Origin of the sequence: Polaromonas sp. CT11-55 (genome assembly GCF_047303325.1) — a bacterium.
Classification (GTDB): Bacteria; Pseudomonadota; Gammaproteobacteria; order Burkholderiales; family Burkholderiaceae_C; genus Polaromonas.
The window spans coordinates 73552-91853 of sequence record NZ_JBKBEX010000021.1 but is presented as its reverse complement, the minus strand read 5'-3'; the positions used below and the strand labels follow the sequence as shown (position 1 = coordinate 91853).

Genomic DNA, 18302 nt, shown 5'->3' with positions numbered 1-18302 from the left:
GCCTTTTCTTTTGCTTACTTTTCTTTTGGCGAAGCAAAAGAAAAGTGAGTAGCTGCCGGGCTACCCCCGGCCAGCAAATCCCAGCAAAACCACCCCGTTGGAAAAACAAAGAAAAAAAAAACTGAATCCACCCCACCTCCCCGTCCGTATTCAACAAAACCCAACAAACCCAAGCCCCCACCATGCAAAAAACCCTTTACCCCCTCCTCACCGGTCTGCTCATGGCCTCGGCCGCCCACGCCGACACGGGCAAACTCCTCCTGACCGGCGGTGTCAGCAGCATTGAAGGCGCGGCCGGCGGCGGCCTGACGCCCTGGGCTGTCATCGGCAGCAATGCCACGGCGGGGGAGACGGGCGGCTCGGCTTACCTGACTCACGTCGGCACGCGTGACTACGGCCTGAACATCTATGGCGCGGCGGTCGGCATCAATGACCGCTACGAACTGTCGATTGCGCGGCAGGACTTCAACACGCGGGACACCGGCGTGGCGCTGGGCCTGCCCGGGCTGCACCTGAAGCAGACTATCGTGGGCGCCAAACTACGCGTGCTGGGTGATGCCGTGCTCGACAGCGACACACTGATGCCGCAGGTGGCGGTGGGTGTGCAATACAAGAAGCTGGGCTCGACGGGGCTGGACGGCACGCTGGCCGCGTTGGGGGCCAAACGCTCGGGCGTGGATGTGTATGTGAGCGCCACCAAACTTTTCCTGGGCCAGGGGCTGCTGGTCAACGCTACGCTGCGCGCGACAAAAGCCAACCAGAACGGCTTGCTGGGCTACGGCGCGACGCTGGGCGGCAATGAAAACCGCTACAGCCTGCAGCCGGAGTTTTCCATCGCCTACCTGCTCAGCAAGAACGTTGCCATAGGCGCCGAGTACCGCTTCATGCGCAACAAGCTCGAGGGCGCGGGCCGCGCCGCGGGCCTGGGCAACGGCCTGCGCTCGGAGGACTGGAAGGACATCTTCATCGCATGGGCGCCGACCAAAAACCTCTCGCTGACGCTGGCCTATGTGGACCTGGGCGTGATCGTGCCCGCCACCAGCGGCAGCCGCAAGCAGACCGGTTATTACCTCTCGGCCCAGGTCGCTTTCTGAGACTCCCCTCCCTCATTCAATCAAGGACACGTCATGAACAAACTGTTGATCTGCCTGGCGCTTGCGGCCGGCAGCCTGCTTTCCTCCGGCGCCTCGCTGGCGCAAACACCCGCCCCGCACAACGACCAGCTCTACAAAGCCTTTGGCGAAAAGCCCGGCCTGGTCGCGCTGATGGACGACTTCATGGTGCGGCTGCTGGCCGACCCGCGCACAGGACCGCACTTCCAGCCGGCCAACCAGCAGCGCGTGAAGGAGCAGCTGGTGGAGCAGCTTTGCGCTTTGAGCGGCGGCCCCTGCGTCTATAAGGGCGCGGACATGAAAAGCGCGCACGCCAACCTGGACATCAAAAAATCCGACTTCCATGCTCTGGTGGAAATGCTGCAGCAAAGCATGGACGCCAAAGGCATTCCGTTTCGCAAACAGAACGAGATGCTGGCGCTGCTGGCGCCCATGAACCGCGACATCATCACGCCGGTGGAAAGTGCGGCCAAGCCATGAACAGGCTTCTGCACACAATTGGTTTTGCTGCGTTGCTGGCGCTCAGCGCGGCGGCGCAGGCCGGCACCCTGGTGGTGTCGGTGCTCGACAAGGAGGGCAAGCCGGTGCAGGACGCGGTGGTGGTGGTGACGCCGGCCAACAAAAACGCCAAACCCAAAAACCCGCTGCCGCCGCAAGCCACCATCAGCCAGGAAAAAATGCAGTTCATCCCGGCGGTGACGGTGCTGCCCGTAGGCGCGAAGCTGCAATTCGTCAACAACGACCCTTGGGACCACCATGTGCGCAGCTCACCCGCAGGCACGGGCCAGTTCAACGCGGCGAATGCCGGCTTCGAACTGCGCCTGGAAGGCAAAACCGAGGGCAAGCCCGCCAAGTCCGGCGAAGTCACGCTGGACAAGGCCGGCGCGCTAGGCGCGACCCTGCTGGGCTGCTTTATCCACGGATCCATGCGCGGCTACATCTATGCCAGTGAATCACCCTGGGCCGGCAAGACCAGCGCGGAAGGCATTGCCACCTTCGAGGACCTGCCGGAGGGCACGGCTCAGGTGAAAGTCTGGCAGGCCGACCAGCTGATAGATATCGCGCCGCAGCAGGTGACGGTGGGCACGGTGCAGGCCAAAAACGTCATGCAGCTCACGGTGGTACCACGGCGGCGCAGGCCCTGAAGTCCCTCTTAACGCTGGCTGTCGTCCTTGTGGGAGTCCGGCTCCAGCGGCGCCAGGTCGGACGAATAAATGCGGTCGCCAATTTGCATGGCCCGGCCTTTCTCCCAGGCGGCCTCAAAGGCTGCGAGCTCCTCCGCGGAGGCGCGCTCATGGCGCCGCACCGGCGGCCGCGAGTCGCCCGCGTCCTGGCCCGCGCGGAGCACGGCGGGGCGGCTGGCCGAGAAGCCCTGGATCTGTTCATTGACCTGCCAGTACACGCCGCTGACCAGCAGGTTGTAGCGTGCGGTGGCATTTTTGGCGATGGCCGCACCCACCTCGGCCAGCCGGGCGGGCGCGCCTTCCCGGTTATCCAGGAAGTCGGTGGAAAGGTCCACCAGCACCAGGTACTGGTGGCCCCGCTTGTCGTTGCGCACCACGCGGAATTTGTAGCTGGCCGACAGGATCCCGTGGGCCTGCATGGTCACCCGTATGGCTTCGTACAGCATCTCGCGCCGGAACTCCATGCGCTCGTCAAGGTTCATCTTGACCGGGCCTGTTTCAGGCCCGGTAGCCCCGGGCTTGGGGCTTTTGCTGGCGCTAAAGAGGTTCTTGAGCACGGACATGCTGCACTCGCTTCAGGTGTTTTTGGCGGCAAAGAACACGTAGTCGGCGGTATAGCCTTCCTTGACGCGTTTGCCGGCGTCGGCCTGCGTGGCGCAGCCCCTGGCCGGCGCATTGCCGCCCTCGGTGTTCAGGCGCTGCACGCTGGTGACGGCGGCCATCTTGCCGGGCATGCCGGCGGATTTGGCCGTCAGCAAGAGCAGGGGAATATCCGAAGGGCGTTCGCCGTCAGCCCTGGCTTTCACCGTACCCACGGTCTTGCTGCCGTCCAGCGCGGCCCAGTGCGGGCCGGCGCCGTGCGTGCCGACTTTTTCGTCCTTCTGGTTGAACAGGTCCGCCTCGGGCGCGACAAACACCCAGGCCCAGCCGCCCTTGTCGCTGGCGCGGCATTCGTAGATCTGCGAGCCCACCGCATGCCAGGTGAAGGCCGCCTGCTCGTTGTCGGCCGGCTTGAGCGCGGCGGGCGCCGGCTTGCCGGCATAGGCCTGTGGAGCCGGGCCGCTCGCGCAGGCGCTCAAGAGGCCCGCGCACAGGGCGGCGGCCACAAGGCCCGCATGGAGCCTGGGTTGGGCGACGGCAGTTGCAATCGATGTCATGGCGATCTCCTGGAAGGAGTCCTGCTCATATTGACAGGTCTCCGGGTTAAAGAAAAGAAAAATGACGGGTAAAAATGCCCCAACAACCCCACGGGCGGAAGGGGTGTGGGCCGGCGCGGCGTCCGGCCTACCGGGGACAAACGCCGGCCGGCGCAAATCGGATGCGTTTTTCCGCAAAAAATGGCCATGCCGGCCGGCTTTTGCCGCCCAGGCGGAACTCCCTATACTCAGCCGCATGAAATTGGCCGATACGGATACCCGCAGCCTGCAAGCCCTGATCGCCGGCGCGGCGAAAGGCGACCACGCCTGTTTTGCCGATATCTATGAACGCACCCACACGCATCTGTTTGGCGTTGCCGTTCGTATATTGGGACAAGGACAGGCGGCCGAGGATGTGCTGCAAGAGGCGTATGTGAGCATCTGGAAAAGTGCGGCCGGCTACCGAAGCGAGGTGGACGGCCAGCCCATTCAACCCATGACGTGGCTGATCGCCATCGTTCGCAACAAGGCGCTGGACGCCTTCCGGGCACGCGCGCGCCGCAAGGAAAGCGAACTGCCCGAATCGGGCGAACTGGACGAGGAAGCTATGGAGAGCAGTGCCGCGCCCGCTCCCAGCGCCATGCAGCTGCTGGAGCAGGCCACCGAGGCCCTGCACATAGAAGGCTGCATGAACGCTCTGGAAGGTAGCCACCGGCAAAGCCTGGCGCTGGCCTATTACCAGGGCCTGTCGCACACCGAGGTGGCCGCGCAAATGGGCGCGCCGCTGGGTTCGGTGAAGGCCTGGATACGGCGCGGCCTGGAAAAACTCAAGGGCTGCCTGGCTGCGCAGGGCGTGGTGGCGTCATGAGATATACCAACCCCGAATTGCTGGAGCACCTGGCATCAGCCTATGTGCTGGGAACGCTGGCCGGCGGCGCGCGCCGCCGCTTTGAGCGCCTGCAGCGCGACCGCATCGACGTGCGGGTGCGTGTCACGCAGTGGGAAGCGCGCCTGGGTACGCTGGCCCTGTCGGTGCCGGCGCACAAGCCATCACCCCGGGTGTGGGCCGCGATCGCGGCGCGCACGCAGCCCGCGGGTACGCTTGCGCGGCAGGCGGCGCAGGGAAAAACCTCCTGGCTGGGCTGGCTCAAACCCGCCGGATTTGGTTTTGGCGGCCTCGCGGCAGGTGTGGTCGCGGCCAGCGTGTTTTTTATGGCCATGCCCACCCTGTTCATGTCCAGCGACCAGCTTGCCATGCGTTCGGGCGAAAAGCTGCCGCAAAGCTATGTGGGCCTGCTGACCGACGCCCAGGGTAACGGCAAGCTGCTGGTCAGCTCGTTGCGCCACGGCAAGACCATGACGGTCAAGGTCATAGGCCCCATCACACCGCCGGCCACCGGCAAGCTGGTGCTCTGGGCCGTGCCGGCCAATGGCCCGGCGTTCTCGCTGGGCACGGTGCCGACCAGCGGCTCGGCGGTGTCCATACTGCCCGACACCTCGGAAAAACTGCTGTCCAAGGTCGGCAAGCTGCTGGTGACGCTGGAGGCTGACGCCAACCCGGCCAGGCCCGGCGAGACCGTGGTCTTCAGCGGCAATTGCGCCAAGCTGTGGTGAGCCCCTGCGGTACGCCCCCTCACCCATGTTGCGCGCAGTGACGATTTTTGTGGCGCTCCTGCTGCTGGCCTACCTGGCTCTCTGCGCGGCGCTGTTTATTTACCAACGCTCGCTGATTTATTTTCCCCAACCCAAATCCTGGGGTGGCCCGGCCACGACGCAGCAACTCCAGGTCAAGGATGCGGAGCTGGTGCTCACCACGCGGCAAGCCACCGGGTCCAAGGCCATCGTCTACTTCGGCGGCAATGCCGAAGACGTTTCGGCCAACCTGCCCTCCTTCGCGCAGGCATTTCCCGGCCATGCGATTTACCTGCTTCATTACCGCGGTTACGGCGGCAGCAGCGGAAGCCCCACCGAGGCGGCGCTGCAAAGTGATGCGCTGGCCTTGTTCAACCATGTCAACAAAATCCATGCGGACGTCACCGTAGTGGGCAGAAGCCTGGGCTCCGGCGTGGCCGTCTGGGTAGCCAGCCAGCGGCCGGTGTCGCGCCTGATCCTGGTGACACCCTACAACAGCATCCAGGAACTGGCTGCACAGCGCTTTCCTTACTTTCCCATCGCCTGGCTGCTAGTCGACAAGTTCGAGTCCTGGAAATACGCAGCGCGCGTCACGGCGCCCACCTTGCTGATCTCCGCCCAGAACGACGAGATCATCCCGGCAGCCAGCACCGAAAAGCTGTATGCGCAGTTCAAGAAGGGGACGGCCGCACTCAAAGTTCTGCCCGGGACCTCGCACAACACGATCTCGCAGCATCCGCAGTACCTGCCCTTGTTTCAATCGATGCTGTGAGCGCCGCATCCAGCCGGCGAAGGGTGCTGCACTTTTTGTTCGGTCCGCGCATACTGTCATGTGGCCTTCACTGGCAACAGGCGCTTTGAACCGGCGTTCAAGGGAGGGGGTCACCTCCGTCTGTCAAACGGAAGAAAAAAGGGAAAGAAAAAATGAACGTTTTGAAGATCGCTGCGTTTTCTGATGGAAGCACAGGCGGCAACCCCGCCGGCGTGATGATCACCGGCTTCTTTCCTGCCGACGCGGAAATGCAGCGGATCGCCGCGGAAGTGGGTTTTTCGGAAACGGTTTTTGCCGTCCCGGCAGGCGCCGGCTGGCGGGCGCGCTATTTTTCGCCGGAATCCGAAGTGCCCTTTTGCGGCCACGCCACCATTGCCCTGGGCGCGGCGCTGGCCCTTCAACGGGGCGATGGCGTGTTTGCCCTGAGCCTGAATAAGGCCGACATCACGGTTGAAGGCCGGCGCAACGGAGACACCATTGCCGCCGCGCTGCAATCGCCACCCACGCGCAGCCAGGCCGCGCCGCAGCCGCTGGTGCAGTCGGCCTTGAAGCTGTTCGGCTATGAACCGGAAGACCTGGACCTTCGTATTGCGCCTGCATTGGCCCATGGCGGGGCGGATCACCTGGTGTTGGCCCTGAAAAGCCGCGAAAAGCTGACGGCCATGAAGTACGACCTGGACGCGGGCCGCGAACTGATGAACAAGGCGGGTTTGGTGACCATCCTCCTGGCTTACGCGGAAACGCCCCGGCTTTTTCATACGCGCAACCCCTTTGCATCGGGCGGTGTGTACGAAGACCCGGCGACAGGCGCGGCCACCGCCGCTTTTGCGGGTTACCTGCGTGACCTGGATTGGCCGCACGGAGGCGCCATCGACATCGTGCAGGGTGAGGACATGGGTATGCGTTCGCGCTTGCATGCCCAGATTTCGCCTGCCCCGGGAGCCTCGATCAAGGTTTCCGGGACGGCGCGCATCATGCACGAACTGGCTTAAGCCCATTACAAATAAATACGAGTTCCCTGCATCCGATTTTCCCGCACTGCCGTTTGTATAAGGTGCTGATTTGCAGCGCATCCCATTGACCAACATTTCAAGGAGCCCGACATGAACGCTTTTTCCATCCGCAACTTCATTGCCCTGCCCGTCGTCGCCCTGGCCCTGGCCAGCGCCGCCATGGCGGCCGACATCCAGACCACGCCGGTGCAAAACGCGCAGATCGACGACTTCGCGGCCGGCAAGAAGGCCATAGACGCCAAGAACTGGTCCGAAGCCGTGAACAGCTTCAGCAAGGTCGTGGCCAAGAACCCGAAGAACGCCGACGCCTACAACTACCTCGGTTATTCGAACCGCTGGATGGGCAAGTACGACGAGGCTTTCGCCGCCTACGGCAAGGCGCTGGCGCTGGACCCCAAGCACAAGGGCGCGCTGGAATACTCCGGCATCGCCTACCTGAAGACCAACCAGAAGGCCCAGGCCGACGCCCAGCTGGCCAAGCTGCAGGCCATCTGCGCCAATTGCGAAGAAACCCGCGACCTGGCCAAGGCCGTGGCTGACTACAAGCCGGCCGCCAAATAAGAAGCACCCAAGAAGCACCCGAACCCTCCCGGCGCCGCCGTGCCGCCGGGAGGGCTTTGCCAGCGGTTTGACATGCGCGGCCTGAGCTGATTCGAAAGAGAAAAACCATGACACACAGTTCTTCTTCATCGCGGATGCTGGCATCCACCCTCTTGTTGCTGGCCGGCCTGGCTTTTTCGGCGGGGGCCGGCGCCGCAAGCCTCTCCGTTCTGGTGCTCGACAAGGAAGGCAAGCCGGCGCCCGATGCGGTCGTCGTGGTTGTGCCCTCGGCCAAAACCGGCGCGCCGCCCAAGCCCCTGCCCGACCAGGTGACGATTTACCAGGAAAAAATGCGTTTTGTGCCGGCCGTCAGCGTGGTGGGCGTGGGCGCCAAGGCCCAGTTCGTCAACAACGACCCCTGGGAACACCATGTGCGCGCCTCGGCCGCCGGTGCGGCGCAATTTAATTCGGCAGCGGGCGAAGGCTTTGAGTTGCGCCTGGACGGCAAGCCCGAAGGCAAGCCGGCCAAGACCGCCGATGCCACTTTCACCAAGGCCGGCGCAGTGCTGCTGGGCTGCCACATCCACGGCTCCATGCGCGGCCATGTGTACGTGAGCGATTCGCCCTGGGCCGTACTGACGAATGCCGAGGGCGTCGCACAAATCGAGCAATTGCCCGAAGGCGCGGCGCAGATCAAGGTCTGGCACGCCGACCAGCTGATAGACATCGCGCCGCAGGCCTATACCGTGACGGCCTCGCCGGGCAAGCTCACCTTGCAACTGAGCGTGGTACCGCGCCGGCGCCGCATCTGAGCAAAGCGGGCGCACACCCGCACTCTGGCGGCCAACAGACCGCAGCCATGGCGACATATGCCTGACATGTCCGGCGGATAAAAACCGCAGACATTCATCACCAGGATACGTCTCATGCTGCATGCCAATCGCCGCGGTTTTGTCATGGGCCTCATGGCCACCGCCTCGATCACCGCCGTCAAGGCCCAGACCCCAACCCCAGCCGCCACCCGCAGCCTGCCGCCCCTGCCCGCGGGCGAGCCGCAAGCCATCGCCACCGACCGGGCTTACTGGGCGGCCGTGCGCTCGCTCTACACCGTGACGCCCAAAACAGTGAACCTGGAAAACGGCTACTGGGGCATCATGGCCGACCCGGTGCGCAGCGAGTACCAGGCCAAGACCGACATGGTGAACCGCGAGAACTCCTACTACGCGCGTTCGCAGTTCGACGGCGACGCGGGCGAGGCCCGCAAGCTGCTGGCCGCCGCCGTGGGCGCCGCCCCAGGCGAAATTGCTTTCACGCGCGGCGCCACCGAAGCCCTGCAGCTGCTGATAGGCGGCTACAACAAGCTCAGCCCCGGCGACAGCGTGCTCTTTAGCGACCTGGACTACGACTCCATGCAGTACGCGATGAACTGGCTCAAGGACAGGCGCGGCGTAAACGTGGTGAAGTTCAACATCCCCGAGCCCGCCACGCGCGACGCCGTGCTGCAGGCCTACCGCGAGGCCCTGGCGAACAACCCGAAAACCAAGCTGTTGCTGCTCACGCATGTGAGCCACCGCACTGGGCTGGTGATGCCAGTAGCCGAGATCGCCGCCATGGCCAGGGCGCGCGGCGTGGACGTGGTGCTGGACGCCGCGCATTCCTGGGGCCAGATCGACTTCAAGGTGGCCGACCTCGGCGTGGACTTTGTCGGCTTCAACCTGCACAAATGGATAGGCGCGCCCGTCGGCCTGGGTTTTATGTATATCGCCAAGGGGCGCCTGGCCGACATAGACCGCGCGATGGCCGACGAGGACTGGCCGGCCGACGACATACGCTCGCGGGTGCACAGCGGCACCTCCAATTTTGCGGCCCTGCTGACCCTGCCCAGGGCGCTGGCCCTGCATGCGGAAATCGGCCCCAAGGCCAAGGAACTGCGCCTGCGCTACCTGCGCGACTACTGGGTCAGCCGCGCCCGTGAATTGAAGGGCGTGGACATCCTGACGCCGGACCAGCCCGGCATGGCCGCGGGCATCACCTCCTTCCGCCTGGCCGGCAGGACGACACCGGACGACTACAAGGCGCTGGTGGCGCAGTTGCGCGACAGCTATGGCGTGCTGACGGTGCGGCGCACCGGCGTGGCCAGGGGGCCTTGCATACGCGTCTCGCCGGCGCTCTACACCGCCGAGGCCGACCTGGACCGCCTGGTTTCGGCCTTGAAGGCCCTGGGCACGGCCTGAGCCGACTTGCCGGTAGCTGTCCCCCTTGAATTGCGAGATGCCGGTGTGCGCTCAATTCATGGAGTGGGCAGTAGGAGCGCCCGGCGCGCTCGCTCTACCTGGATTCGCGTGACACATTCCTTCGCGTGGTCGTTGATCAGCCCCACGGCTTGCATGAAGGCGTATACGGTAGTCGGTCCCACGAACTTCCAGCCCAGTTTCTTCAAGTCCCTGGACAACGCCTGTGACGCCGCCGAAGTCGAAATGGTTTGCGACTCCGCAAGCTGCGTGGGATCCGGCTCGCGCCTCCAGAAAAAGGACGCCAGCGAGCCCTCGCGATCCACCAACGCCTCGGCCATGCGGGCGTTGTGAATCACTGCCTCGACCTTCCCGCGATGACGCACGATTCCGCTGTCGGCGAGCAATCGCTTGACATCACGTTCATCAAAGCGGGCAACACGCCGGTAGTCAAAGTTCTGGAAGGCCGCTCGAAAGTTCTCGCGCTTGGCAAGGATGGTGCGCCAGCTCAGGCCTGACTGGAAGCCCTCCAGGCACAGTTTCTCGAACAGGCGCAGGTCATCCGTGACCGGAAAGCCCCATTCGGTATCGTGGTAATGAAGGAACTCCGGGGCGGCGGCACACCAGCGGCAACGTGGCTGTCCATCGGGGCCTGGAATGACCGAATCCATGTCAGGCGTGACCCAGCAGGAACTGCAGGCGCTCGTCGGTCCTGTTGAGGGCTACCTCCGCAATTTCGGCCTCGACCACGTTTTCCGCAACAAAGGGATCGAGCGCCACACGCGCTTGCAGCGCTTCGCGTGTGGTGTTGTGCGCCAGAACCATACCGCCCTGATGGCCTGCGAGGCTGCCCGTCGCGAGGAAGACCTCATCCTCGAAACCTTGGTCTATCCAGCGCTTGTGCTCCGCCATATGCTGCGGCGCCTGGCCCTTGTTGCTTGAAAACCTGAGAAAGATACAGAACATGAACAACCCTCTTGAAGTGATGACTAGCGCGAGCCGCTTGAGACGGCCTTTTTTGCGGTGGCACAGGACCGGACCCAGGCTGTCATGAGGTCCACCTCATGCCGCACGAAGTCTTCGTCGTGCAGAGACTGCGCCAGCACGGCCACACCCTGGCTGCGCGCCAGGAGATGCAGGGCAAGGGCATCCGCGTCTTTGCCGAGGCCCATTTCCTGGAACTGGCCTCGCAGCCACACCCGGAAGACATCCAGGACGGCATCAGCGTCACCCTGCCCCGGGTGCCCGAGCTTTGCCAGCTCCATGCAGAGTGTGCCGACCGGACAACCGTGGCGCATGATCTTGGACTGATTGCGTATCAGCAGGGTAACGAATAGCTGGATGCGGTCCTGCGGACTTTTGCCATCGGCCTCCCATTGCGCCAGCATCGCGCGCGTGCGCTTGAGCCTCTCGGCAATAACCGCCGCCAGGATTTCATCCTTGGTCTTGAAGTGATGGTAGAAATTGCCCCGCGAAATCTTCACGGTATCCGCGATGTTCGAGAAGGATGTGTGTTCGAACCCTTGCTCATAGAACAAGGTGTCTGCAGCTTGGACGATGCTGTCGCGGGTAGGTGTGGCCATGAATAGGGCATTGAAGCTGAAACTCGCGAAATTTTAGGACGATCATCCTAATTCGTCAATTACCGATCGGCAAATCGCCGGAGTTCGGCCGTTGACAGAAGCTTTCACGAAACTTACATTGAAGCCTCGCACGGAGGCTTTATGTTTGATCCCTCTGATCCTTCCAACCCGTCTTCAACACCGGCCCGGTCGCTGTACTGGCACCACATCACGCTGGCCCAGCTGCAGCGTGTGAAGGACTGGCGCGAGGCGCAGCGGGGCGCGCACCCCCTCGAATGCCAGATATGGGAGATGGTGCTGACGGTCTGGGTGATGGGCTGGATGGGCTGGCTGCCGGCCTTCGCCTTTGAGGCGACCTGGGCCTACCCGCTGTGCGTGCTGGGCCTACTGGCGCCGCGGCTGTATGTGTATGCCAGGGCGCGGGCACACTTGGCGCGGCGTCTCAGGTGTGACTGGCTGGACCTTGTAACCTGAACTAGAGTGGGGGGCATGAACACCCCACCTACCCTGACCTGCTTCACCCTCAGCACCAGCAATCACATCGCCCACCTGGTGCTCAACCGCCCCGAGGCGATGAACACCATGCATCCGCTGTTCTGGCGCGAGCTGGACGCGGCGCTCACGCACATCCACCAAAGCGGCGCGGCGCGCGTGCTGGTGATCTCCAGCACCGGCAAGCACTTCAGCGCTGGCATGGCGCTGGAGACCTTTGGCAGCGAGATCGCCCTGGACGACAGCAGCCCCGAAGGCCGTGCCGCCATCTTCGACCTGCTTGCCGGCATGCAAGCCACCTTCAGCAAACTCGAGACCCTGCGCATTCCGGTGATCGCGGCCATCCAGGGCGGCTGCATAGGCGGCGCGGTCGACATGGTGACGGCCTGCTGCCTGCGCTACGCCACGGCCGACGCGTTTTTCTGCATCCAGGAAATCAACATCGGCATGGTGGCCGACGTGGGCACCTTGCAGCGCCTGCCCAAGCTGCTGCCGCTGGCCGTCGTCAAGGAGTTGGCCTACACCGGGCGCCGCCTGCCGGCCGCCAGGGCGCTGGGCTACGGCCTGGTGAACGAGGTGTTTGATTCAGCCGAGGCCATGCTCGCGGCCGCGATGCAGTGCGCGAACGAAATCGCCGCCAAACCGCCGGTGGCCGTCTGGGGCACCAAGCAGGCCGTGCACTATGCGCGCGACCACTCGGTGGACGATGCGCTCAAACAAATGGGCTGGCTGCAGGGCGCGATCTGGAGCAACGCCCATGTGCGCGAGTCCGTGATGGCCATGAAGGAAAAGCGCGCGGGGCAGTTCCCGGGGCTGACGCCACTGAAGAACTTCAACGAGTTCGGGCAGTAAGCGCAAGCCGCCTACTGGCGCGCGGTGCGCACGCTGGACGGCAGCGCCTGCGGGTGGCTGGTGCGAAAGGGGTTGATGTCCAGCCCGCCGCGGCGCGTATAGCGCGCATAGACCGAGAGCTTGAGCGGCTTGCAGCGCGTCCAGATGTCCATGAAGATGCGCTCCACGCACTGCTCATGGAACTCGTTGTGGTTGCGAAAGCTCACCAGGTATTGCAGCAGGCCTTCCTGGTTGATCTGCGGGCCCGCGTAGCGTATCTGCACGCTGCCCCAGTCGGGCTGGCCGGTGACCAGGCAGTTGCTTTTGAGCAGGTTGCTGGTCAGGGTCTCCTCGACGGGCGGCTCGTCGAATTCGGCGAACAGCAGTTCGGGCGCGGGCTGATAGTGGATGCACTCCACGTCCAGCCGGTCCAGGTTCAGGCCGTCGAGTTCATGCACGGGTTCGCGGTCGAACAGCTCGGGGCCCAGGGTCTGGATGCCCACGCCGGTGCCGACCACGGCATTGAGGTCGGCGCGTATGCGCTCGCGCACCTCGCGCGCATCGGCAAAACGCGTGTTGTTAAAGCTGTTGAGGTAGAGCTTGAAGGACTTGCTCTCGACGATGTTGGGCGACTCGCAGGGCACGGTGATGTGGGCCAGCGCCACCTGCGGCTTGCCGCGCAGGTTGAGCCAGCTCAGCTCGAACGCCGTCCACAGGTCGGCGCCGAAAAAAGGCGGCGTGCCGGTGACGCCGATTTCGGCGCGCTTGCCCTCGCGCGGGATCGGGAAGAGCAGCGAGGCGTCGTACTGGTCGATATAGGCCGAGGCCTTGCCCAGCTGGGATTGTTCAGGGGTGTTCATGTGGACTCGATTGTCTTCTAACCCGCAGTTGTGGCCCTGAAGTGGGGAATCAAGAGGGCCAATAAACGCTCCACCACCCCGGGCGGCAAATCATGGCCCATGCCCTCAATGCTTTCAAAGCGCGCGCCGGGAATGCGCCTGGCCGTGTCCTGGCCGCAAGCCATTGGCACCAGCGGGTCGGCGCGGCCGTGCAGCACCAGCGTGGGCGCCCTCACCTGGGCCAGCGCCGCGGCGCGGCCGCTGTCGGCCGCAATCGCCACCATCTGGCGCAGCACGCCCTGCGGGTGAAAGCTGCGCTGTGCCGCGGCGGTCATTTTTTCGCGCAGCTCCGCCTCGGGCGTTGGAAAGCCGGGGCTGCCTATAGCCTTGAGCAGCTTGACGGTGTGGTCCACGGCCGCCTGCACGCCCTTGCCGGCGGGCCGGCTCAACAGCACGCGGGTGACGGCCGGGCTGGCTTCAGGCAAGCCGCGCGCGCCGCTGGAACTCATGATGCTGGTAAGGCTCAGCAACCGCGAAGGCGCAAGCACCGCCAGGCGCTGCGCGACCATGCCGCCCATGCTGACGCCCACCACGTGCGCTTTGGAAATCTGCAATGCATCGAGCACACCCAGCGTATCGGCCGCCATGTCTTGCAGGCTGTAGGGCGGGCGTATGCGCCAGCCCAGGCGGAATTTCAGGCCCTCCCAGAACAGGTTGGGCGCGCCAAGGTGGTCGAAGTGCTGGGACAGGCCGATGTCGCGGTTGTCCAGGCGCACAACGCGAAAGCCCGCATCGGCAATCGCCTGCACCATGGCCGGCGGCCAGGCGATCAGCTGCATGCCCAGGCCCATGATGAGCAGCACCACGGGCCGGCCTGTGGTGTCGCCGGGGTGGGTGTCTTCGATTTCGATATCGATGTTGTTGGCTTTGATTTTCATAATTGATTATGGGTCTCGCTCCCGGAGCCGACTCAATCACAGAGTCTCCCAAGCGTCACAAGGCCCTGTCCCAAAGCAGGCGACTCCATCTTGCAACAAACATCTTGTCCTGCATTCAATCTGCGTAATCTGCGAAATCTGTGGATAAAAAATCATCCGCAGATTTCGCAGATTTACGCAGATAAAGAAATGAAAAAACATGAGGCGAAGTTTTTTGTTCTGCGGATGAGGGATTGGAGTTCAAATGAATTCGCGTTCCCGGAGCCATTTGGTGGCAATCCATTTTTCGCCTGATTTCACCGGCTCGCCACCGTGCAAGGTGAGGCTGGTGGGATGCGCCAGCGCATAACTGAAAAACACCGCGCTGCCCTGTTGCGGCCGCACGCGCAGGCCTATGTCGGGGAACACCGTGGCGCCACCCTCTGCGGGCTCGCGCAGATACATGATGAGGCTGGCCACGCGCTGGCCGCCGCGCCGCAGTATGGCCGCGGTGCCGGGCTCGCCGGGGTCGAAGTAGTCGTAATGCGGCTTGTACTCGGCGCCGCGCCGGTAGCGCAACACCTGCAGGCCTTCGCCGTTGCGCACCGGCCAGTTCAGCAGCCTGGCGATACGGGCCTCGATGCGGCGAATCGCCTCGTTCTCGCCGCGCGTGTAAAACATGCCGTGGCTGGTGCGGTCGTGGTTGAGCTCTTCGCCGCCGGTGCGTATGTCCACGGTCAGCGAGCGCGCCAGGCGCGACTCGGCCGCCGCGATGAGCGCCTCGCACTCGGCGGCGCTGAGCAGGTTGTCGAACACCCAGAGTTCGGGCGCGCTGCGGTGTTCACGCACCGTCACCCACTTGTCGCCCGCGTCCACCATGGCGCCGGCGGCGTCGGCCCGGACGCGGGGCACGGCCTGCGCGGGCTGCGGCAGCGCTGCTTCGCCGGCGGCCTGCAAGCCCAAAGCCCGGTTGGCGGCCGCGGCATGCCAGCCGGCGTCCAGCAGCGCCTGGAAAACCTCGTGCTGCCCATGCCCGGCCGCGAGCTGCTGCGCCACCCAGTCCTGCATCTCGCGCGTGATGGCCTGGGTTTGCATGATGGGGGCTAAGAGGATGCGGCCTCAGGCGGCCTGCTTGCGCCGGAACACCAGCCGGTCGGGTTCCGAAACCTTGGGGTCGAAGCGGTAACCCTCGGCGTCAAAGCTTTCGAGTTTTTTGACTGTGGCGATTTTTTTCTCGATCGCGTAGCGCAGCATCAGGCCGCGCGCGCGTTTGGCATTAAAGCTGATGATTTTGTACTTGCCGCCCTTGAACTCCTCGAACACGCAGCTCACCACACGCGCCTTGAGCACCTTGCGGTCCACGGCCTTGAAGTATTCCTCGCTGGCCAGGTTGATGACCACGGGCGTGGTGTCGGCGGCGGCGCGTTCGTTGAGGTAGTCGGAGATTTGCGAGCCCCAGAACTGGTAGAGGTTTTTGCCCTGGGGTGTGGCCAGTGCCGTGCCCATTTCGAGGCGGTAGGGCTGCATGCGGTCCAGCGGCCGCAGCACGCCGTAAAGGCCGCTCAGGATGCAGACGTGGTCCTGCGCCCAGTCGAGTTGCGCGGCGCTCAAGGTCCTGGCGGCCAGCCCGCCATACACGTCACCGTCAAAGGCCAGCGCGGCCTGTTTGGAGTTCTTGGCGGTGAACTTGGGCGACCATGCCTGGTAGCGCGCCACGTTCAGGCCCGCCAGCGCGTCAGACAGCTTCATCAGGCTGCTGATTTGCTGCGGGGTCTTGGTCTTGAGCACTTCAATCAGTTGCGCCGACTGGCGCGGGAACAGGGTTGGGGTGTGGGTGTCTACGTGCGGCGGCGTGTCGTAGTCCAGCGACTTGGCCGGCGAGATAAGAAACAGCATGCTTTGAGTTATTGGAGTAAGGCAAGTAAGGCGAAACCCTCACTTTACGACAGGCGTGCCGCAACACGGGCGCACGCCGCAAAAAACCTTAAACCAAATCGCCGGCCAGCGAGGCCAGGGTCTCCGCAGAAATGTTCACATGCGCCGGGTAATGCGTATGGTCGCAGCCGAGCTTGACGCCGGCGCCGGCTTTGACCGCCGCGCGCATGGCCGGGTCCAGCTCGAAGCGCACAAAGTGCACGGCCGAGGTTTTTTCGTCGTTCTCGCGATCCATGTCTTCGTCGGCAATCGCGTAGACGCGGGCGTGGCCTTCAACCTCGACGAACATGCGGTCTTCCACGCCTATCAACCGGGCCAGTTCGCGCTTGCGTTCACTGACGTCGGGGTACTCCAGCATCAGCGTGCCCTTCCAGTTGGTCCCGTCGGGCATCAGCGGCGCGTAGGCCTCTATCTCCTGCTCTATGCCCTCCTCCTCGAAGATTTTCTCGATGCGCAGCATCTCCTGGATCTGGTAGCGGATGCTGGTCTCGCTTTCAAACTGCAGGTTGACATGCTCGCCCAGGCGCACACTGCGCAGCTTGCGGTGGGCGATGATGGCGGGCTTGTTCTCCTTGCGGTATTTGCTGTAGGCCTCCAGCGTCATCAGGGATTCGCGGGTGATCTTTCCGGTGGTCTTCATGGCGGCGTCCTGCTGGTCGGGGCTTATTTCAGGCCGTAGGCCGTGCGTATCAAGGTGAGCGGATGCTTTTGCGGCGGCGCGCCCAGGCTGTTCACCTCAAAGCCCTGGGCGATGTGGTGGCCGCCCAGCGGGCAGTCGCTGCTGATGACGTCAGGCAGACCGCCATCCTTGTGGCTGGCCATGGCCTTGAACAGCGGCTTGCCGATTTTCATGGCTTGCTGGTGGTAGGGCACTTTCACGCCAAAGGTGCCGGCATGGCCGGAGCAGCGCTCGTGCGTGTGCACGCTGGTGCCAGGCACCATTTTGAGCATCTCCTCGGTCTTCTTGCCGATGTTCTGCACGCGTCCGTGGCAGGGGATCTGGTAGCTGATTTTGCCCAGCGGCGTGGGGAACTCGGTCTTGAGCAGGCCGTCGCGTTTGCGCGCCATCAGGTATTCAAACGGGTCCCACATATGCGCCTTGACGAGCTGCACCTCGGCATCGTCGGGGTACATCAGCGGCAGCTCCTGCTTGAACATCAGGGTGCAGCTGGGCACGGCGCTCAGGATGGCGTAGCCCTCTTTCGCGTATTTCACCAGCACCGGGATGTTGGCCTCCTTGCTGGCGTTCACCGAGGGCAGGTCGCCGAGCTCCAGCTTGGGCATGCCGCAGCATTTTTCCTTTTCAACCAGCACATAGGGCACTTCGTTGTGGTCCAGCACCTTGAGCAGGTCGTGGCCTATGCCGGGCTCGTTGTAGTTGATGTAGCAGGTCGAATAAATCACCACCTTGCCGGGCGTCTTGGCCCCGTCCTTGACGGCATGCGGCGGCGCTTCGGGCGCGCCCGAGCGGAACTTCTTCGTCGCCAGATCCGGCAGCCAGGCGTTTTTGTCCACGCCCAGCACTTTTTGCATCACGGCGCGCGCCGGTCTGGTCTTGTTGACCGCATTGGCCACCTGGACCACGATGGGAATGCCGGCGAACTGGCCGTGCACGTCGGTGGACGACAAAAACCTTTCACCCGCGCCGACCTCGCCCTTTTTGAACTTGATGGCCTTGGCGCGCAGCATGGTGTGGGGAAAATCGAGGTTGAACTCGTGCGGCGGCACATAAGGGCACTTGGTCATGTAGCAGAGGTCGCACATATAGCACTGGTCGACCACCTTCATGTAGTCCTTCTTGTCCACGCCGTCGACCTCGCCGGTCTTGCTTTCATCGACCAGGTCGAACAAGGTGGGAAAGGCGCCGCACAAGCTCACGCAGCGACGGCAGCCATGGCAGATGTCGAAGATGCGCTCCATCTCGTGCAGCGCGGCTTCCTCGTTATAGAAGTCCGGGTTTTTCCAGTCGATCGCGTGGCGCGTGGGCGCCTGGAGGTTGCCTTCTGTGGCCATGGTCTTGTCTCTTCCATTGCTCCCTCGCCCCACCGGGGAGAGGGTTGGGGTGAGGGGGTTCAGCCAAGGTGA

23 protein-coding genes are annotated in these 18302 nt (G+C 63.7%); 12 read left to right on the top strand and 11 right to left on the bottom strand.

Annotated features, from left to right (window positions below; translation table 11 throughout):
* Positions 1 to 182: 182 nt before the first annotated feature.
* From ACEN8I_RS17965 to ACEN8I_RS17955, 3 genes are read left to right on the top strand one after another with little or no spacing between them, the layout of a single operon-like run.
* A complete protein-coding gene (locus ACEN8I_RS17965) occupies positions 183 to 1094 on the top strand; it encodes a DUF3034 family protein (RefSeq protein WP_413329931.1) in 912 nt (303 codons plus the stop codon).
* 33 nt (positions 1095 to 1127) lie between these two features.
* Positions 1128 to 1592: a group I truncated hemoglobin gene (locus ACEN8I_RS17960; protein WP_413329930.1), complete on the top strand. Its 465-nt coding sequence runs from the start codon at positions 1128 to 1130 to the stop codon at positions 1590 to 1592.
* Positions 1589 to 2257 carry a plastocyanin gene (locus ACEN8I_RS17955; protein WP_413329929.1) on the top strand — a complete coding sequence of 223 codons (669 nt, stop codon included), beginning with the start codon at positions 1589 to 1591 and terminating at the stop codon, positions 2255 to 2257. Before ACEN8I_RS17960 ends, ACEN8I_RS17955 begins: the two co-directional genes overlap by 4 nt.
* A gap of 8 nt (positions 2258 to 2265) precedes the next feature.
* Here the strand turns inward: ACEN8I_RS17955 and ACEN8I_RS17950 are convergent, their stop codons facing one another.
* Together ACEN8I_RS17950 and ACEN8I_RS17945 are read right to left on the bottom strand one after the other, a co-directional pair.
* Positions 2266 to 2859, bottom strand: coding sequence for a hypothetical protein (locus tag ACEN8I_RS17950; RefSeq protein WP_413329928.1), 594 nt, complete (start codon positions 2857 to 2859; stop codon positions 2266 to 2268).
* A gap of 12 nt (positions 2860 to 2871) precedes the next feature.
* Positions 2872 to 3453, bottom strand: a complete 582-nt coding sequence (locus tag ACEN8I_RS17945) for a DUF3455 domain-containing protein (RefSeq protein WP_413329927.1) — start codon at positions 3451 to 3453, stop codon at positions 2872 to 2874.
* Between the two features lie 235 nt (positions 3454 to 3688).
* Here ACEN8I_RS17945 and ACEN8I_RS17940 point away from each other — a divergent pair, with 235 nt between their 5' ends.
* From ACEN8I_RS17940 to ACEN8I_RS17910, 7 genes are all read left to right on the top strand, one after another.
* Positions 3689 to 4300 carry an RNA polymerase sigma factor gene (locus ACEN8I_RS17940; protein ID WP_413329926.1) on the top strand — a complete coding sequence of 204 codons (612 nt, stop codon included), beginning with the start codon at positions 3689 to 3691 and terminating at the stop codon, positions 4298 to 4300.
* Positions 4297 to 5046 carry an anti-sigma factor domain-containing protein gene (locus tag ACEN8I_RS17935; RefSeq protein WP_413329925.1) on the top strand — a complete coding sequence of 250 codons (750 nt, stop codon included), beginning with the start codon at positions 4297 to 4299 and terminating at the stop codon, positions 5044 to 5046. The genes ACEN8I_RS17940 and ACEN8I_RS17935 overlap by 4 nt, the downstream gene beginning before the upstream one ends.
* Before the next feature lie 25 nt (positions 5047 to 5071).
* Complete coding sequence (locus ACEN8I_RS17930; protein ID WP_413329924.1) at positions 5072 to 5836, top strand: alpha/beta hydrolase; 765 nt, start codon at positions 5072 to 5074, stop codon at positions 5834 to 5836.
* Positions 5837 to 5988: 152 nt separating this feature from the next.
* Positions 5989 to 6828, top strand: a complete 840-nt coding sequence (locus ACEN8I_RS17925) for a PhzF family phenazine biosynthesis protein (RefSeq protein ID WP_413329923.1) — start codon at positions 5989 to 5991, stop codon at positions 6826 to 6828.
* Between the two features lie 111 nt (positions 6829 to 6939).
* On the top strand, positions 6940 to 7410 hold the full coding sequence (locus ACEN8I_RS17920; protein WP_413329922.1) for a tetratricopeptide repeat protein: 471 nt from the start codon (positions 6940 to 6942) through the stop codon (positions 7408 to 7410).
* Between the two features lie 107 nt (positions 7411 to 7517).
* Positions 7518 to 8201, top strand: a complete 684-nt coding sequence (locus ACEN8I_RS17915; RefSeq protein WP_413329921.1) for a plastocyanin — start codon at positions 7518 to 7520, stop codon at positions 8199 to 8201.
* Positions 8202 to 8315: 114 nt separating this feature from the next.
* Positions 8316 to 9623: an aminotransferase class V-fold PLP-dependent enzyme gene (locus tag ACEN8I_RS17910; RefSeq protein ID WP_413329920.1), complete on the top strand. Its 1308-nt coding sequence runs from the start codon at positions 8316 to 8318 to the stop codon at positions 9621 to 9623.
* Positions 9624 to 9679: 56 nt separating this feature from the next.
* Here ACEN8I_RS17910 and ACEN8I_RS17905 read toward each other — a convergent pair whose 3' ends face one another.
* From ACEN8I_RS17905 to ACEN8I_RS17895, 3 genes are read right to left on the bottom strand one after another with little or no spacing between them, the layout of a single operon-like run.
* Complete coding sequence (locus ACEN8I_RS17905; protein ID WP_413329919.1) at positions 9680 to 10291, bottom strand: DNA-3-methyladenine glycosylase I; 612 nt, start codon at positions 10289 to 10291, stop codon at positions 9680 to 9682.
* A gap of 1 nt (position 10292) precedes the next feature.
* Positions 10293 to 10586: a YciI family protein gene (locus tag ACEN8I_RS17900; protein ID WP_413329918.1), complete on the bottom strand. Its 294-nt coding sequence runs from the start codon at positions 10584 to 10586 to the stop codon at positions 10293 to 10295.
* 23 nt (positions 10587 to 10609) lie between these two features.
* On the bottom strand, positions 10610 to 11203 hold the full coding sequence (locus ACEN8I_RS17895) for a TetR/AcrR family transcriptional regulator (RefSeq protein WP_413329917.1): 594 nt from the start codon (positions 11201 to 11203) through the stop codon (positions 10610 to 10612).
* 141 nt (positions 11204 to 11344) lie between these two features.
* Between ACEN8I_RS17895 and ACEN8I_RS17890 the strand changes: the two genes are divergently transcribed.
* Both ACEN8I_RS17890 and ACEN8I_RS17885 read left to right on the top strand, forming a co-directional pair.
* Complete coding sequence (locus tag ACEN8I_RS17890; protein WP_413329916.1) at positions 11345 to 11677, top strand: hypothetical protein; 333 nt, start codon at positions 11345 to 11347, stop codon at positions 11675 to 11677.
* A 15-nt stretch (positions 11678 to 11692) separates the two neighbouring features.
* Positions 11693 to 12547: an enoyl-CoA hydratase-related protein gene (locus ACEN8I_RS17885; RefSeq protein ID WP_413329915.1), complete on the top strand. Its 855-nt coding sequence runs from the start codon at positions 11693 to 11695 to the stop codon at positions 12545 to 12547.
* Positions 12548 to 12558: 11 nt separating this feature from the next.
* Here the strand turns inward: ACEN8I_RS17885 and queF are convergent, their stop codons facing one another.
* The 6 genes from queF to ACEN8I_RS17855 form a co-directional block, all read right to left on the bottom strand.
* Positions 12559 to 13386 (bottom strand): NADPH-dependent 7-cyano-7-deazaguanine reductase QueF, encoded by an 828-nt coding sequence (gene queF, locus ACEN8I_RS17880; protein WP_413329914.1) that lies wholly within the window; start codon positions 13384 to 13386, stop codon positions 12559 to 12561.
* Positions 13387 to 13403: 17 nt separating this feature from the next.
* Positions 13404 to 14303, bottom strand: coding sequence for an alpha/beta fold hydrolase (locus ACEN8I_RS17875; protein ID WP_413329913.1), 900 nt, complete (start codon positions 14301 to 14303; stop codon positions 13404 to 13406).
* 240 nt (positions 14304 to 14543) lie between these two features.
* Positions 14544 to 15377, bottom strand: coding sequence for a 2OG-Fe(II) oxygenase (locus ACEN8I_RS17870; protein WP_413329912.1), 834 nt, complete (start codon positions 15375 to 15377; stop codon positions 14544 to 14546).
* 24 nt (positions 15378 to 15401) lie between these two features.
* Positions 15402 to 16178: a peroxide stress protein YaaA gene (yaaA, locus tag ACEN8I_RS17865; protein WP_413329911.1), complete on the bottom strand. Its 777-nt coding sequence runs from the start codon at positions 16176 to 16178 to the stop codon at positions 15402 to 15404.
* Positions 16179 to 16266: 88 nt separating this feature from the next.
* A complete protein-coding gene (locus ACEN8I_RS17860; protein WP_413329910.1) occupies positions 16267 to 16857 on the bottom strand; it encodes a DUF3501 family protein in 591 nt (196 codons plus the stop codon).
* 23 nt (positions 16858 to 16880) lie between these two features.
* A complete protein-coding gene (locus ACEN8I_RS17855) occupies positions 16881 to 18230 on the bottom strand; it encodes a (Fe-S)-binding protein (RefSeq protein ID WP_413329909.1) in 1350 nt (449 codons plus the stop codon).
* Positions 18231 to 18302 lie beyond the last annotated feature (72 nt).